The following is a 13,080-nucleotide window of genomic DNA, read 5'->3' as shown; positions in this document are numbered from 1 at the left end:
CTGTGTTGTCTTTGGTTTGGGTATTACGGGGGCGGTTGACCGTCGCCGACGGTCAACCGCCTGCCACGGCTTATTTTGCCGCGGCGCGTTCTTCCAGCACGGCGATGGCCGGCAGGGTCTTGCCTTCGAGGAATTCCAGGAAGGCGCCGCCGCCGGTCGAGATGTAGCCGACATCGTCCGCGATGTGGAACTTGGCGATGGCAGCCAGCGTGTCACCGCCGCCGGCGATCGAGAAGGCCTCGGAGTGGGCGATGGCGGAGGCCATCATCTTGGTGCCGCCGGCAAACTGCGGCAGTTCGAACACGCCGACCGGACCGTTCCAGACCACGGTACCGGCATTGGCGATGATTTCGGAGAGGCGGGCGGCCGTCTTCGGACCCACGTCGAGAATGCGGTCATGGGCGGCCACATCGTCGACCGAGATCTTGTTGGCACGGGCCAGGGCAGAGACTTCGTCGGCGACGACGACGTCGGTCGGCAACGGCACTTCGGCGCCACGGGCCTTCATGATGTCCATGATGGCGTGGGCTTCCTTGACCAGATCCGGTTCGGCCAGCGAGTCACCGATGCGCTTGCCGGAGGCGAGCAGGAAGGTGTTGGCGATGCCGCCGCCGACGATCAGCTGATCGACCTTGTCGGCCAGCGACTTGAGGATGGTCAGCTTGGAGGAGACCTTGGAGCCGCCGACGATGGCGACCAGCGGGCGCTTGGGTTCGTGCAGGGCCTTGCCCAGCGCGTCGATTTCGGCACCCATCAGCACGCCGGCGCAGGCGATCGGGGCAAATTTGGCGATGCCGTGCGTGGTCGCTTCGGCGCGGTGGGCGGTCCCGAAGGCGTCATTGACGTAAACGTCGCACAGCTTGGCCATCTTCTGGGCCAGTTCGTCGTTGTTCTTCTTCTCGCCCTTGTTCACGCGGCAGTTTTCAAGCAGGACGACTTCTCCCGGCTTGACCTCGAAACCGCCCTCAACCCAATCCTGGATCAGGCGGACCGGCGTGTGCAGCAACTGGCCGAGACGCACGGCGACCGGCATCAGGGTGTCTTCCGGCTTCAATTCGCCTTCGGTCGGACGGCCGAGGTGGGAGGTGACCATGACGGCAGCGCCCTTCTCGAGGCAGTACTTGATCGAGGCCAGCGAGGCGCGGATGCGGGTGTCCTCGGTGATGTTGCCGGCTTCGTCCTGCGGCACGTTGAGGTCGGCGCGAATGAAGACGCGCTTGCCGGCGACGTCGAGATCGGTCAGCTTGATGACGTTCATGGATGGATTCTCCTGTGCGTTATGTTGGGTTGGCCGGCCAGCGGCGCGACCAGTGGTCCGCCACTTCCAGCATGCGGTTGGCAAAGCCCCACTCGTTGTCGAACCAGACAAAGAGGTTGATCAGATGATCGCCCGCTGTGCTGGTCTGGCTGCCATCGACGATGGCGGAATGGGGGTCGTGATTGAAATCGATCGAGGCGTGGGCCGCCTCGGAATAGGCCACCAGGCGCTTGAGCGGCCCGCGCGAGGCCTCCTGCAGGAGGGCATTGACGCGGGTCACATCGACCGGGTGGCGGGTGTTCAGGGTCAGGTCGATGGCCGAGACGTTGGTTGTCGGCACGCGGATCGCCTTGGCGTGCACGCGCCCGGCCAGTTGCGGCAGCAGGCGCTCGACGCCGCGGGCCAGGCCGGTCGACACCGGAATGATCGACTGCATGGCCGAACGGGTGCGGCGCAGGTCGTCATGGTGGTAGCCGTCGATCAGCGGTTGATCGTTCATGACCGAGTGGAGGGTGCTGAGCAGGGCCTGTTCGATGCCCAGTTCGCGGTCGAGCAGGTCGAGGATCGGGACCACCGCGTTGGTCGTGCAGGACGCAGCGGAGACCAGGCGCTCCTTGCCGGTCAACGTGTCCTGATTGATGCCGGCGATGATGGTCGCGTCGACATCCGCTGCGCTGGCGCCCGGATGCGAGAGCAGCAGGCGCGGGCAGCCGGCGGCGATGAAGCGGCCGAGTTCGGCCCGTCGGCCATAGACACCGGAGCATTCCACCACCAGATCAATGTCGGACCAGTCCGCCGTCTCCGGCGTTTTGCCGTGAGTGACGCGGATCGGATGGCCGTTGATCAGCAACTGCCCGCCCACCGCTTCCACCAGCCCGGGAAAGCGGCCATGCGTCGAGTCGTAGCGGGTGAGGTAGGCCATGCTGTCCAGGTCAGCCGGTTCATTGATGGCAACGACCTCGAACGGGGCGGCGACGGTCGACTCGTGCAGCGCCCGCAAAAAGCAACGACCAATCCGGCCGTAGCCGTTGATGGCGATGCGAAGGGGGCGGGACAGGCCAGGCACGGTGCCAATCTGGAAGCGAAGAAAGGCAGGATTTTACCCGTTTGTCGGCATAAATCCGAGTTTTGCAGCGCGCGTTGATCGAGTGTGTATCACTTCGGTGCTTCAGCCTGTTTAATGCGGGTGTGATATTTGCTTCCTGGCTGACCAGGAGGATGCATCATGCAGACAGACCTTATTTTGGCCAACATGAGCACGCGCAGTACGCGGACGCAGGCGCTGGTGGGCACGGAAGACAATCCTGCCTTCGCCGCTGAATTTCAGGCTGCACTGGGCCGCCAGCGCGCAGTGGTCGTATCGGACACCCGCACCAAGGTAGAGGCCGCACCTGCCGCCACAGCGCAGGCTGCCGGCAAACGGACACGCAGCACGGCGGAAATTGCCGCCGAGAAGGCGGCAGCGCAAAAAGCCCTGCATGCGGCGGTGGCCCAGGAACTCAAGGATTATCTCGAAAAGTCGCCAGCTCAGCGTTTGCGCGAAGCGATTTTGAAAGAACTGGGCCTGACCGAAGAGGATCTGGCGAAGTTGCCCCCGGAGAAACGGGCCGCCGTCGAGGCTGAAATCAATGAGCGTATCCGCACACGCTTGCTTGGACGCGAGCCGGAGGATCAGGAGGCCTTCCTGCGTGAAAGCCGGATTCCGGTGCAGAAAAGCAGCGCTGCCGCCACCGCGGGAGGTGAGTTTATCTTTGCGCCGATGGATGCTGCGTTTGCCGCAGGTGATGGTCCCTTGGTTGTAAGCAGCCAAAGCCTGTAGGGGGGGGCTGGCGGAAAGGCGCAGGCAAAACGTCTTACAGTCGCCGTATTTTTTCCAGCAAGGCAGTGGTCGACTTCTGGTGAATGAAGGGGATCGAGTGGACCTCCCCGCCCCAGCCGCGGACCTCGTTGCAGCCGACGATTTTGTCGACTGGCCAGTCGCCGCCTTTGACCAGGACTTCCGGCCGGCAGTCCAGAATGCGTTGGAGCGGCGTGTCCTCATCGAACCAGGTGACCAATGCAACGCAAGCCAGCGAGGCCATGACGGCCAGGCGATCGTTGAGGCAGTTGACTGGGCGATCATCGCCTTTGCCCAGGCGCTTTACCGAAGCATCGGTATTCAGAGCAACAACCAGACTGGCGCCCAGTGCAGCAGCTTGGGCCAGATAGGTGACATGTCCCCGGTGCAGGATGTCGAAACAACCATTGGTAAACACGAGCGGGCGTGCCAGGGCCGCACTTCTGGCGGTCAACGCGTCAGGCGGGCAGATTTTCGATTCAAAGCCAGGCAGGGGGTAGTTCATGGCAGTTCCAAATAAAACGGGCGGCCACGCGGCCGCCCGGATCAAGGGGCGTCAGGGTTCAACGGCTTTCGACCGGCGCCGGTTGGGCCGGTTCTGACTTGCGGGCGCCCAGCGTCTGGTTGTCGATGCGGCGTGTTTCCTGCTCCGGCAGGATCTCGAACAGATTGACGACCTTGCGTACGCCGTCGGTCGTGCGGGCCACGGTAATGGCGATCTTCGCTTCCCGCTCGTTCACGATACCCATCAGGTGGGTGATGCCGCGCTCGGTGACCACTTTGACGTGGTTGGCCGAGATTTGCTTGGTGTCGACCAGGCGTGCTTTGACCTTGGAATCGATATAAGCGTCGTTGCTGCGACTGCCGAGCGAGGAGGCGGGGCCAACGCCCAACTCATTGTAGACCTCGCGGACACCATCGATCTTGCGCACTTCACTTTCAACGGCCGCCTTCGCTTCGTCATTGGGGACCTCGCCCGTGATCAGGACATGGCGGTTGTAGGAGGTGAAGTTGATGTGTGCCGTTTTTTCGTACTGGGCCGGGATGGCCTTCGCGGCCTTCCATTCGGTCGTTTCGTCGTCCGTCTGGGTGCCGGTGGAGCGGCGGTCATGGGCGCTCATGACGCCAACAGCGGCCCCCGTTGCGACGACGGCAGGAAAGCAGCCTTGAAGCAGCGGCAGGGCCGCGATCAAGGTGGCTGCAGCCAGGGTCAGGCGAGCGTGACGCATTATTCGACTCCGAGTAAGAGCGCATCGATGCCATCGCACAGGCAATGGATGATGACCAGATGGGTTTCCTGAATGCGGGCCGTGCGGTCAGCCGGGACGCACAGGTGAATGTCGTCGTCGCGGAGCAGGTCGCCGATCTGGCCGCCGCCCTTGCCGGTCAGGGCGATGACGCGCATGTCGTGTTCGTGGGCGGCATGGATGGCTTCGATGACATTGCCGGAGTTGCCGGAGGTCGAGATGGCCAGCAGGATATCGCCGGCGTGGCCGAGGCCGCGCACCTGGCGGGAGAAGATTTGACTGAAGGCGTAATCGTTGGCGACGGCCGTCAGGATGGAACTGTCCGTGGTCAGCGCGATGGCTGCCAACTCCTGGCGCTCGGCCTCGAAGCGGCCGATCAGCTCGGCGGCAAAGTGTTGGGCATCCCCGGCGGAACCGCCATTGCCACAGGCCAGGATCTTGCCGCCATTGATCAGGCTGTTGGTCATCGTCTCGATGGCAGCGGCAATCGGTGCCGCCAGGAACTCGACGGCATTGAGCTTGGTTTGGGCGCTGTCTTCGAAGTGCTTGGCAACGCGGGCAATCAGATCCATAAGTCCTTGAGCGTAAAGCGGGGAAGAAAGCTGCATTCTACATCAGAGGGGGGCATAGACTGCGAACTCGACCCGCTGCCAGGGATCCGGGTGGCTGTTCAGTCGATAGACCCGGGCGACCAGGTGCTGTCCTCGGTCCAGTGCCGCCGCCAGCGGGGCGTTATGGGCGCGGGGCACATAGCCGATTTGGCGTCCTTGCCACTCGATGCGAATGGCGTTTTTGTCGTGGCGGTGATTGGGTTCGCGAACCAGTGCCAAGCGGTCGCCAACGCGAATTTGTGGCCAGAGATCGTCCAGCGCATAAAACTGACTCCTGGCCAGGGGCGAGTGGCGGATCAGCAACGCAGGCGCCGCCTGCGCGGATAGCCAGGCAAGGGCCAGACTAAGCGTCGCCAGAAAACGCATTTTGCAGCCATTCCAGACGTTGACCGTCGAGGAGTACGCAATCGAAGCGGCAGGGCGGTGGCGGCCGACAACCGAGGTAGTGACGTGCCGCCAGGATCAGTCGGCGCTGTTTGGCGGGCGTGATGCTGGCCGCTGCGCCACCGAAGTCTCTCCGGCTGCGCGCACGAACTTCGACAAACACCAGGGTCCTGCCGTCCTGACAAATCAAGTCGATTTCACCGCCGCGCACCCGGTAGTTACGGTCGACGATCCGGAGCCCCTGTTTTTCGAGAAAGCGTGCCGCTGCGTCTTCGGCTTCGCGCCCGCGTGCGCCGGTGGTATCGTTGGCCTTTGCCTGCATCGCGATTCACTATGATATTGGAATATACGGCATTGTATGTCGTCCCGACGCCGCTCGGAAATCTTGGCGATCTGACCCTGCGCGCGGCCGAGGTCTTGCGTAGCGTCGCCTGGGTGGCCGCAGAAGATACGCGGCATAGCGCGCCGCTCCTGAAGCATCTGGGGGCTGCCGCACGCACCCTGCCGGCGCATCAGCACAATGAGCACGAGGCGGCCGCTCGCATCGTTGAAAAATTGCAGGCAGGCGAATCCGTGGCCTTGATTTCCGATGCCGGTACGCCGGGGATTTCCGATCCCGGTGCGCGCATCGTGGCTGCGGTGAGGGCTGCGGGCTGCAAAGTGGTGCCCCTGCCGGGCGCCTGCGCCGCCGTCACTGCCCTGTCGGCCGCCGGCCTGACGGATGAGCATTTCCTGTTCTATGGTTTTTTGCCAAGCAAGGGCGGGCAGCGTCGTCAGGCCCTCGAGTCGCTGCGCAGCCAGGCCGCGGCGCTGGTGTTCTACGAGGCGCCGCACCGGGTGCTGGAGACCGTCGAGGATATGGCTAGGGTGCTGGGCGAGCGGACCCTGGTGGTAGCGCGCGAGCTGACCAAATTGTTCGAGACGATCGAATCCGTGCCGCTGGCCGATGCGCTGGCCTGGCTCAAGGCGGACCCGAATCGTCAGCGCGGCGAGTTCGTGCTGATTGTCTCCGGTGCCCCGGCCTCTGCGGATGACGGAGAGGGAGAGCGGGTGCTGGCGCTGCTGCTGGATGAAGGATTGCCGACCAAGCAGGCTGCCAAACTGGCAGCGCAGATCACGGGTGCTGCAAAAAATGCGTTGTATGAGCGCGCGTTGGCGCTGAAAAGTTAAAATTAGAAAAAATTCACAGAGTTTTCATTATGCAACTGACCCTGACCCGCCCCGATGACTGGCATCTCCACGTTCGTGATGGGGAGGCGCTGGCGGCTGTGCTGCCGCATACGGCACGCCAGTTTGGCCGTGCCATCATCATGCCTAATCTCAAACCGCCGGTGACCACCGTCGAACAGGCTGCAGCCTACCGCGATCGCATTCTGGCGGCGCTGCCGGCCGGGATGACCTTCGAGCCGCTGATGACGCTTTACCTGACGGACAACACGCCGGCCAGTGAGATTGCTAAGGCTGCTAATGCCGGTTTTGTCAAAGCGGTGAAGCTGTATCCGGCAGGGGCGACGACCAACTCCGACGCCGGTCTGACCGCGATTGAAAAGGCCTACGATACCCTCGCCGCCATGGCCGAGGCCGGCTTGCCGCTGCTCGTGCATGGCGAGGTGACTGATCCGCAGATCGATTTGTTTGACCGCGAAAAGGTCTTCATCGATACGGTCCTTGAGCCGCTGCTGCAGCGTTTCCCGACGCTGAAGGTCGTGATGGAGCACATCACGACCAAGGATGCGGCGGAATTTGTGGCGGCAGCACCGTCGACCGTCGCCGCCACGATCACGGCCCACCATCTGCTCTACAACCGCAATGCCATCTTCCTCGGTGGCGTGCGTCCGCATTGGTACTGCCTGCCGGTGCTCAAGCGCGAGACCCATCGCGAGGCGCTGGTCGCTGCGGCCACCTCCGGCAGTGCCAAGTTCTTCCTCGGGACCGATTCGGCACCGCACGCCAAGGGCGCCAAGGAAGCTGCCTGTGGCTGTGCCGGCTGCTATACGGCCTATGCCGCCATCGAACTCTATGCCGAGGCTTTCGAGGCCGTCGGGGCGCTCGACAAGCTGGAAGCGTTCGCCAGCTTCAATGGTCCGGATTGGTACGGTCTGCCGCGTAACAGCGACCGTATCACCCTGGTCAAGGAAGACTGGGTCGTGCCGGCCACCTATCCCTACCTGGCGACTGACGACATTGTGCCGTTGCGCGCCGGTGAAACCCTGTCCTGGAAACTGCGCTGAGGATCGACCATGCGACACCGCGCCCTGCTGCTTGCCGTGCTGTCTGCCCCCTTGCTGACCGCCTGTGTCAACGATGGCGCGACGTATGAGATCGATAACACCCGCGAGCATGTGCTCTCGCTGATCCGCGAGCAGCCTTATTTCTGGGATAACAAGGTCAACCTGTCCCTGGTCGTCTCCCGGATGCCGGCCTGCATGCGCCGGCATAGCCTGGGAGCCGGCACGCCGAACACCAAGGTCGAAGTCTGGCAGGTGGAGTCGGGCGCCTTCATCGTTAAAGTCGGCAACAAGCGCATGTATGCGACCGAAACGCAGAACTGTGTGAATTTTGCCAAGATCGAGGGTGATCCCGAGGGCGGCATGGGCGAGCTGCGCGGTACGTTCCGGGTCAAGAAGGGCGAGCTGGTTTTTGAAAAGGCCGAGGGGGAAACGGACGACAAGGCCGCTCAGTGACCTTGCCGTCCGCGCCGTATGCCTCGCCCCTGTTTGCGCCACTGCGGCACTGGCTGAGCCAATTGCCGCCAGTGCCGGACAGTGCGGCACTCCGTGCGCTGGCAGCCGCCTATCCGGTCGATTGCGGGAATGGCTTTCCCGTCAGCTTTGTGGCGCCGCAGGAAGATGGCCTGGCCTATGAGTGCCGGGTCTGGGAGCGGGGCGAGGTCGAAACCCGGCCGGATAACTGGCACGATTTCTTCAACGCCCTGGTCTGGCTGGCCTTCCCGAAAACCAAGCGTGCCGTGACGGCAGCCCATGTGGCGGCCATGCAGCCTCAAGGTGCGGCGCGGGGCCAGATACGGGATACGCTGACCCATTTCGACGAGTGCGGAATCGTCGTGCTCTCGACACAGCCCGAATTGCTGGACCTGTTGCGCGCGTTTGCCTGGAAGGAATTGTTCGTGACGCACCGTGAGGCGGTGCGGCATAGCATGCGTTTCATCGTATTTGGTCATGCGACCTATGAAGCGCTTTTGAGCCCATTTCGCGGGTTGACCGCCAAGGCCATCCTGCATGCGGTGACGCCGGATTGGCTGGTGCAGGATGAACGGGCGCTACTGGCCAGACTCGATCCCTGGTTGGCCGCCGAGTTGTCCAGCGGCCGCTATGCCCGGCCTCGGGATTTTCAACCGCTGCCCCTGCTCGGTATTCCCGGTGTGACGCCGGAGAGCGAACAGCCGCAGTACTACGACGATACCTGGCAGTTCAGGCCCGGACGACGGGCTACCGCGACGGCAGCTTGTGCGGGCTGATCAATAGTCTGCTTCGCAGGCTTCCCGGCAGGCCTCGGCAAGTCGGGGCAGGTCGTCCTCGGTGATGTCGAGTACGGCAAGGCAAGATGGCCCCAGTTTCTGCCATTCGACGCTCTTCATCATGCCGGTGTGCTGCTGCAGCAGGTATTCGGCCAGTTGGGCCAGTGCGATCAACCGGGCGGTGCGCGGCGGCAGGGCGTCGTCTGAGCTCTCAACCAGTTGCTCCGCATTGTGGTGGCTTTGAATGGCTGCGCAGATCTCGTCCGGCAGGCACCAGTTGCGGGCCAGTTCCGTTCCCACAGCCGCATGATTGATCCCCAGACGGCCATCTTCCACCGCAGTGAATGGGCGTTCGCTGTCGTTATTGGCATCGATCAGCACCTCCCGGTATTCCTGGGGGAAAGGGATCATCAGCACCGGGATGCCGCAATCGCGGAAGAGCGAGAAGGTGTAGGCATCTTCAGGTCGCACATGGTGTTTGACGCCCAGTGCGTGGACCAATGCACCGGAAACACGTGCGGTAGCGGCAGAGGCAGACCAGAAACGGTCCATCATCGGCACATGCTTGAAGGTCTGGCGCAGCGCGAGGCCGGCAATGGTGTTCACGACGATACGCAGGCCCAGGAGCAACAAGGCCTCCTGAACGGTACCGACTTTCTTGCCCAGGCCGAAGAAAGGGGAGTTGGTGATCTTGATCAGGCCGGCGGAGAGGCCCACGTCGGCACTGATGATGTGCCCGAGCCGGATGAAATCTGGCTCATCCTTGGACAGTTCGCGGTCAAGCTCTTCCAGGATGGCGGGCCGTGGCGGAATGCCGATGTCCCGCAATTCCAGCTTCATGCGGCTGGCAACATCATCCGGATTCAGTCTGGCTTCGATGGCAGGCTCCTGGGGCGGCTGGGTCTGGTCGCTGATCATACCCGAAGCCGCCGCTTCGCAACATCGTCCGGACGGAGGGGGTCAGGCTGCGGCGTCGAGGCGGGCAGCGTGGCCGAGTCGGTTGACGCCGCTGATCAGGGCGCGGATCGAGGCGGTGACGATATTGCTGTCGATGCCGACACCGTAGCAGTCACCGCTGCCTTTGGCGGCCACTTCAAGCATGGCACAGGCGCGGGCATTGCCATCTTCACCCATCGGCACCATCGAGCGCTCTTCGTAGCTGCGCACCTGGAACTGGAAACCGGCTGTTTGCAAGGCGTGGACCGCCGCATTGATCGGGCCATTGCCCTCGCCGGTAAGTACGGTGGCCTGCCCATCGATCTCGACGGCAAGACGGATGCCCTGGGCTTCGCCGTGTTCGAAGAGGTGATGCTCCCGGTACTGGAGCGGGGCGCTGGCGCCGAGATAGTGCTGGTTGAACAAGGACCAGATGTCTTCGGCACTGACTTCGCCGCCGTGCGTGTCGGTGTGCTTTTGCACCACGCCGGAGAATTCGACCTGGAGACGGCGCGGCATCACGACGCCGTACTCCGTTTCCATGAGGTAGGCGATGCCGCCCTTGCCGGACTGACTGTTAACCCGGATCACGGAGTCGTAGCTGCGACCGACATCGGCCGGGTCGATCGGGAGGTAAGGCACTGCCCATGGCTCATCCGCCTTTTGAGCGGCAAACCCCTTCTTGATGGCGTCCTGGTGGGAGCCGGAGAAGGCCGTGAAAACGAGATCCCCGACGTATGGGTGGCGTGGATGGATCGGGAGCTGGGTACAGTGTTCGTAGGTGCGGGCGACGGCGTTGATGTCCGAGAAGTCGAGCTGCGGATCGACGCCTTGCGTATGCATGTTGAGGGCGAGGGTGACGAGGTCGACGTTGCCGGTGCGCTCGCCGTTGCCGAAGAGGCAGCCTTCGACGCGGTCGGCGCCGGCCATCAAGCCCAATTCGGCGGCGGCGACGGCGGTGCCGCGGTCATTGTGCGGGTGGAGGCTGATCAACACGCTGTCGCGGCGCTCGAGGTTGCGGTGCATCCATTCGATCTGGTCAGCATAGATGTTCGGCGTGGCGATCTCGACCGTGGTCGGGAGGTTGAGAATGACCTTGTTGTCCGGCGTCGCGCCCCAGGCGGCGGTGACGGCATCGCAGACTTCTTTGGCGAAGTCGAGTTCGGTGGCGGTGAAGAGTTCCGGGCTGTATTCGAGGGTGATCTTCGTTTCCGGCATCTCGGCGGCGAGCGATTTGATCAAGCGGACAGCGTCGACCGCCATCGCCACGACTTCGGCCTTGCTCATGTTGAACACGGTCTCGCGGAAGGTCGGGCAGGTCGCGTTATAGACGTGCACGATGGCCTGCTTGGCGCCCTTCAAGGACTCGAAGGTGCGGCGGATGAGGTGCTCGCGGGCCTGGGTGAGGACTTCGATGGTGACATCCTCGGGAATGTGGCCGCCTTCGATGAGGTTGCGGACAAAACCGAATTCGGTTTCCGAGGCGGACGGGAAGGCGATTTCGATCTCCTTGAAACCGATGTCGCAGAGCGTCTTGAACATGCGCATCTTCTTGTCGGCATTCATCGGCTCGAAGAGGGCCTGGTTGCCGTCGCGCAGATCGGTGCTCATCCAGATCGGCGCCTGCGTGATGCTGCGGCTCGGCCATTGGCGCTCGGTGAGGGCGATGGGCGGGAAGGCGGTGTATTTGGCGGTCTGCGACATGATGGATCTCGGAGAAGATTTGCGATGGCGAAATATTAAGCCGGAGTGCGCCGCAGGTGCTTGCGAATTGGGTCTTGAGTTTCGTTGTTATTGGCAGATAATTGCGCAAATTATTTTTAATTTGGCATCAAATGGAAATTGATCGTTACGACCGTGAAATTCTCACCATCCTGCAGCGCGAGGGACGGCTCAGCAATCAGGAACTGGCCGACCGGATCGGCCTCTCGCCGTCGCCCTGTCTGCGCCGTGTGCGGGTGCTCGAAGAGTCCGGGCTGATCAGCGGCTACCGGGCCCTGCTTGATGCGAAAAAGCTGGGTTTGAGCCTGATGGCGCTGATCGGCATTTCCATGGATCAGCACACGCCGGAGCGTTTTGCCAATCTGGAGCAGACCATCGCCGATATTCCCGAAGTACTGGAGTGCCTGCTGATTACCGGGCAGCAGTCGGACTACCAGTTGAAGGTCGTGGTGCGCGACATGGATGCCTATCAGGATCTGTTGCTGAACAAGATCACGCGTATTCAGGGCGTGACCGGGGTGCATACCAGTTTTGTGCTGCGCAAGGTGGTTGACCGTACGGCCTTGCCCGTTTGAGCGGCGCGGGGGGGGGGCGCCCGGGGAGGATCAGTTGCCGCGCAGGCGGCTACCGAAGAGATCGGCCCACTGGGTTGCGGACAGGTTTACTTCATTGATCGACGTGCCACGCCGGTCTTCACTGGCCCGACGCTCACGCATGCCATGCGGCGGGGCCCCGGGGCGGCGGCGGCGTTCGCCATGCAGGCGACGGTCGAAGTGGGTGAGCACATTGGAGGTCGTCATCTGGCGGGCTTTGGCGCCATAGTCGCGAAGCAGCGCGATGATTTCCGGATGGCCGCCACGCTGTGCCATGCGCAGCGGCGCGCCCGGCCCTTCGCCATTGTCGGCGTTCAGGTCGGCGCCCAGTTCGAGCAACTCACGCACAATCGCCAGGTGCCCATGGAAGCAGGCCAGGCGCAGCGGCAGGCCGCGTTTGCCGTGGATGTCCGCTTCTTCGAGATCGGCGCCATCCAGCAAGGCGCGACGAACGGCGGCGAGGTCTCCGTGTTCGATGGCTTGGCGAAGTGGGCTGGGGCGCATGCGGTGGTGGGATCTTTGTGGCAAAAGCGTGGACCGCGAATTGTACTCAAAATTCCGGCTATTGAAATGGCATCTTTTGTCCGGCGGGCCCCGCACGACTATAATCCGCCCCGGAAAGTCGGCCAGGCAATCGCTGGACACGAAAGTGTCGGGAGGAAAGTCCGGGCTCCATTGGGCAGGATGCCAGCTAACGGCTGGGTGCTATAAGTCGCAAGACGCAAGTCGAGCGAACCAAGGCAACGGAAAGTGGAACAGAGAGTAGACCGCCGGTCGGGGCAACCCGGCCGGTAAGGGTGAAACGGTGGGGTAAGAGCCCACCGCGTCGGCGGTAACGTTCGACGGCACGCTAAACCCCATCCGGAGCAAGACCAAATAGGGAAGCAACAGGCGTGGCCCGCGCTGCTTCCGGGTAGGTTGCTTGAGCCTGTCGGTGACGGCAGGCCTAGAGGAATGATTGCCGAACCCCGCAAGGGGGGAACAGAACCCGGCTTATCGGCCGGCTTTCCACTG

At 62.9% G+C, this 13,080-nt stretch carries 16 protein-coding genes and 1 other RNA gene; 7 read left to right on the top strand and 10 right to left on the bottom strand.

All coding sequences use genetic code 11. The features are described from left to right. Nucleotides 1–70: 70 nt before the first annotated feature. Nucleotides 71–1,258, bottom strand: a complete 1,188-nt coding sequence (locus AACO21_RS08480) for a phosphoglycerate kinase (protein ID WP_346192080.1) — start codon at nucleotides 1,256–1,258, stop codon at nucleotides 71–73. A 19-nt stretch (nucleotides 1,259–1,277) separates the two neighbouring features. Further along, a complete protein-coding gene (locus tag AACO21_RS08475; RefSeq protein WP_346192079.1) occupies nucleotides 1,278–2,324 on the bottom strand; it encodes a glyceraldehyde 3-phosphate dehydrogenase NAD-binding domain-containing protein in 1,047 nt (348 codons plus the stop codon). A gap of 159 nt (nucleotides 2,325–2,483) precedes the next feature. On the opposite strand from AACO21_RS08475, the gene AACO21_RS08470 reads away from it, so the two are divergent. Further along, nucleotides 2,484–3,077: a hypothetical protein gene (locus tag AACO21_RS08470; protein WP_346192078.1), complete on the top strand. Its 594-nt coding sequence runs from the start codon at nucleotides 2,484–2,486 to the stop codon at nucleotides 3,075–3,077. A 34-nt stretch (nucleotides 3,078–3,111) separates the two neighbouring features. On the opposite strand, the gene rfaE2 is transcribed toward AACO21_RS08470, so the two are convergent. Genes rfaE2 through AACO21_RS08445 form a run of 5 tightly spaced genes read right to left on the bottom strand, consistent with a single transcriptional unit; the run spans nucleotide 3,112 to nucleotide 5,659 of the window. Beyond that, on the bottom strand, nucleotides 3,112–3,600 hold the full coding sequence (gene rfaE2 / locus AACO21_RS08465) for a D-glycero-beta-D-manno-heptose 1-phosphate adenylyltransferase (protein ID WP_346192077.1): 489 nt from the start codon (nucleotides 3,598–3,600) through the stop codon (nucleotides 3,112–3,114). A gap of 58 nt (nucleotides 3,601–3,658) precedes the next feature. Continuing rightward, entirely contained in the window at nucleotides 3,659–4,324 is a 666-nt protein-coding gene (locus tag AACO21_RS08460; RefSeq protein WP_346192076.1) for a BON domain-containing protein, read from the bottom strand. After that, nucleotides 4,324–4,914, bottom strand: coding sequence for a phosphoheptose isomerase (locus AACO21_RS08455; RefSeq protein ID WP_346192075.1), 591 nt, complete (start codon nucleotides 4,912–4,914; stop codon nucleotides 4,324–4,326). The genes AACO21_RS08460 and AACO21_RS08455 overlap by 1 nt, the downstream gene beginning before the upstream one ends. A gap of 42 nt (nucleotides 4,915–4,956) precedes the next feature. Further along, nucleotides 4,957–5,319 (bottom strand): HIRAN domain-containing protein, encoded by a 363-nt coding sequence (locus AACO21_RS08450; RefSeq protein ID WP_346192074.1) that lies wholly within the window; start codon nucleotides 5,317–5,319, stop codon nucleotides 4,957–4,959. Then, nucleotides 5,297–5,659 carry a YraN family protein gene (locus tag AACO21_RS08445; RefSeq protein ID WP_346192073.1) on the bottom strand — a complete coding sequence of 121 codons (363 nt, stop codon included), beginning with the start codon at nucleotides 5,657–5,659 and terminating at the stop codon, nucleotides 5,297–5,299. The genes AACO21_RS08450 and AACO21_RS08445 overlap by 23 nt, the downstream gene beginning before the upstream one ends. Before the next feature lie 11 nt (nucleotides 5,660–5,670). Between AACO21_RS08445 and rsmI the strand changes: the two genes are divergently transcribed. Genes rsmI through AACO21_RS08425 form a run of 4 tightly spaced genes read left to right on the top strand, consistent with a single transcriptional unit; the run spans nucleotide 5,671 to nucleotide 8,815 of the window. Next, entirely contained in the window at nucleotides 5,671–6,507 is an 837-nt protein-coding gene (rsmI, locus tag AACO21_RS08440; RefSeq protein ID WP_346192072.1) for a 16S rRNA (cytidine(1402)-2'-O)-methyltransferase, read from the top strand. A 26-nt stretch (nucleotides 6,508–6,533) separates the two neighbouring features. After that, nucleotides 6,534–7,568 carry a dihydroorotase gene (gene pyrC, locus AACO21_RS08435; RefSeq protein ID WP_346192112.1) on the top strand — a complete coding sequence of 345 codons (1,035 nt, stop codon included), beginning with the start codon at nucleotides 6,534–6,536 and terminating at the stop codon, nucleotides 7,566–7,568. A 9-nt stretch (nucleotides 7,569–7,577) separates the two neighbouring features. Beyond that, entirely contained in the window at nucleotides 7,578–8,021 is a 444-nt protein-coding gene (locus AACO21_RS08430) for a hypothetical protein (RefSeq protein ID WP_346192071.1), read from the top strand. Continuing rightward, entirely contained in the window at nucleotides 8,018–8,815 is a 798-nt protein-coding gene (locus AACO21_RS08425) for a DUF3025 domain-containing protein (protein WP_346192070.1), read from the top strand. Before AACO21_RS08430 ends, AACO21_RS08425 begins: the two co-directional genes overlap by 4 nt. Here the strand turns inward: AACO21_RS08425 and AACO21_RS08420 are convergent, their stop codons facing one another. Together AACO21_RS08420 and leuA are read right to left on the bottom strand one after the other, a co-directional pair. Continuing rightward, nucleotides 8,816–9,733 carry an HDOD domain-containing protein gene (locus AACO21_RS08420; protein WP_346192069.1) on the bottom strand — a complete coding sequence of 306 codons (918 nt, stop codon included), beginning with the start codon at nucleotides 9,731–9,733 and terminating at the stop codon, nucleotides 8,816–8,818. Between the two features lie 42 nt (nucleotides 9,734–9,775). Further along, nucleotides 9,776–11,455, bottom strand: a complete 1,680-nt coding sequence (leuA, locus tag AACO21_RS08415) for a 2-isopropylmalate synthase (protein WP_346192068.1) — start codon at nucleotides 11,453–11,455, stop codon at nucleotides 9,776–9,778. A gap of 131 nt (nucleotides 11,456–11,586) precedes the next feature. On the opposite strand from leuA, the gene AACO21_RS08410 reads away from it, so the two are divergent. Next, nucleotides 11,587–12,048: an Lrp/AsnC family transcriptional regulator gene (locus AACO21_RS08410; RefSeq protein ID WP_346192067.1), complete on the top strand. Its 462-nt coding sequence runs from the start codon at nucleotides 11,587–11,589 to the stop codon at nucleotides 12,046–12,048. Between the two features lie 30 nt (nucleotides 12,049–12,078). Here AACO21_RS08410 and AACO21_RS08405 read toward each other — a convergent pair whose 3' ends face one another. Continuing rightward, the gene (locus tag AACO21_RS08405) at nucleotides 12,079–12,570 is read right to left on the bottom strand and encodes an ankyrin repeat domain-containing protein (protein WP_346192066.1); all 492 of its coding nucleotides are present in this window, start codon (nucleotides 12,568–12,570) and stop codon (nucleotides 12,079–12,081) included. A 114-nt stretch (nucleotides 12,571–12,684) separates the two neighbouring features. Between AACO21_RS08405 and rnpB the strand changes: the two genes are divergently transcribed. Then, nucleotides 12,685–13,078, top strand: an RNA gene (rnpB, locus tag AACO21_RS08400) — RNase P RNA component class A. Nucleotides 13,079–13,080: the final 2 nt, after the last annotated feature.

Source organism: Dechloromonas sp. ZS-1 (assembly GCF_039649255.1).
GTDB lineage: Bacteria > Pseudomonadota > Gammaproteobacteria > Burkholderiales > Rhodocyclaceae > Azonexus.
Note: the sequence above shows the minus strand (reverse complement) of the source record. Positions and strands in the feature narration are given on the sequence as shown.

What these genes read in the sequence shown, in the direction of transcription:
- AACO21_RS08480 (WP_346192080.1), bottom strand. Translation starts at nt 1,258, where the DNA reads ATGAACGTCATCAAGCTGACCGATCTCGACGTCGCCGGCAAGCGCGTC.
- AACO21_RS08470 (WP_346192078.1), top strand. Translation starts at nt 2,484, where the DNA reads ATGCAGACAGACCTTATTTTGGCCAACATGAGCACGCGCAGTACGCGG.
- rfaE2 (WP_346192077.1), bottom strand. Translation starts at nt 3,600, where the DNA reads ATGAACTACCCCCTGCCTGGCTTTGAATCGAAAATCTGCCCGCCTGAC.
- AACO21_RS08460 (WP_346192076.1), bottom strand. Translation starts at nt 4,324, where the DNA reads ATGCGTCACGCTCGCCTGACCCTGGCTGCAGCCACCTTGATCGCGGCC.
- AACO21_RS08455 (WP_346192075.1), bottom strand. Translation starts at nt 4,914, where the DNA reads ATGGATCTGATTGCCCGCGTTGCCAAGCACTTCGAAGACAGCGCCCAA.
- AACO21_RS08450 (WP_346192074.1), bottom strand. Translation starts at nt 5,319, where the DNA reads ATGCGTTTTCTGGCGACGCTTAGTCTGGCCCTTGCCTGGCTATCCGCG.
- AACO21_RS08445 (WP_346192073.1), bottom strand. Translation starts at nt 5,659, where the DNA reads ATGCAGGCAAAGGCCAACGATACCACCGGCGCACGCGGGCGCGAAGCC.
- rsmI (WP_346192072.1), top strand. Translation starts at nt 5,671, where the DNA reads ATGATATTGGAATATACGGCATTGTATGTCGTCCCGACGCCGCTCGGA.
- AACO21_RS08430 (WP_346192071.1), top strand. Translation starts at nt 7,578, where the DNA reads ATGCGACACCGCGCCCTGCTGCTTGCCGTGCTGTCTGCCCCCTTGCTG.
- AACO21_RS08420 (WP_346192069.1), bottom strand. Translation starts at nt 9,733, where the DNA reads ATGATCAGCGACCAGACCCAGCCGCCCCAGGAGCCTGCCATCGAAGCC.
- leuA (WP_346192068.1), bottom strand. Translation starts at nt 11,455, where the DNA reads ATGTCGCAGACCGCCAAATACACCGCCTTCCCGCCCATCGCCCTCACC.
- AACO21_RS08410 (WP_346192067.1), top strand. Translation starts at nt 11,587, where the DNA reads ATGGAAATTGATCGTTACGACCGTGAAATTCTCACCATCCTGCAGCGC.
- AACO21_RS08405 (WP_346192066.1), bottom strand. Translation starts at nt 12,570, where the DNA reads ATGCGCCCCAGCCCACTTCGCCAAGCCATCGAACACGGAGACCTCGCC.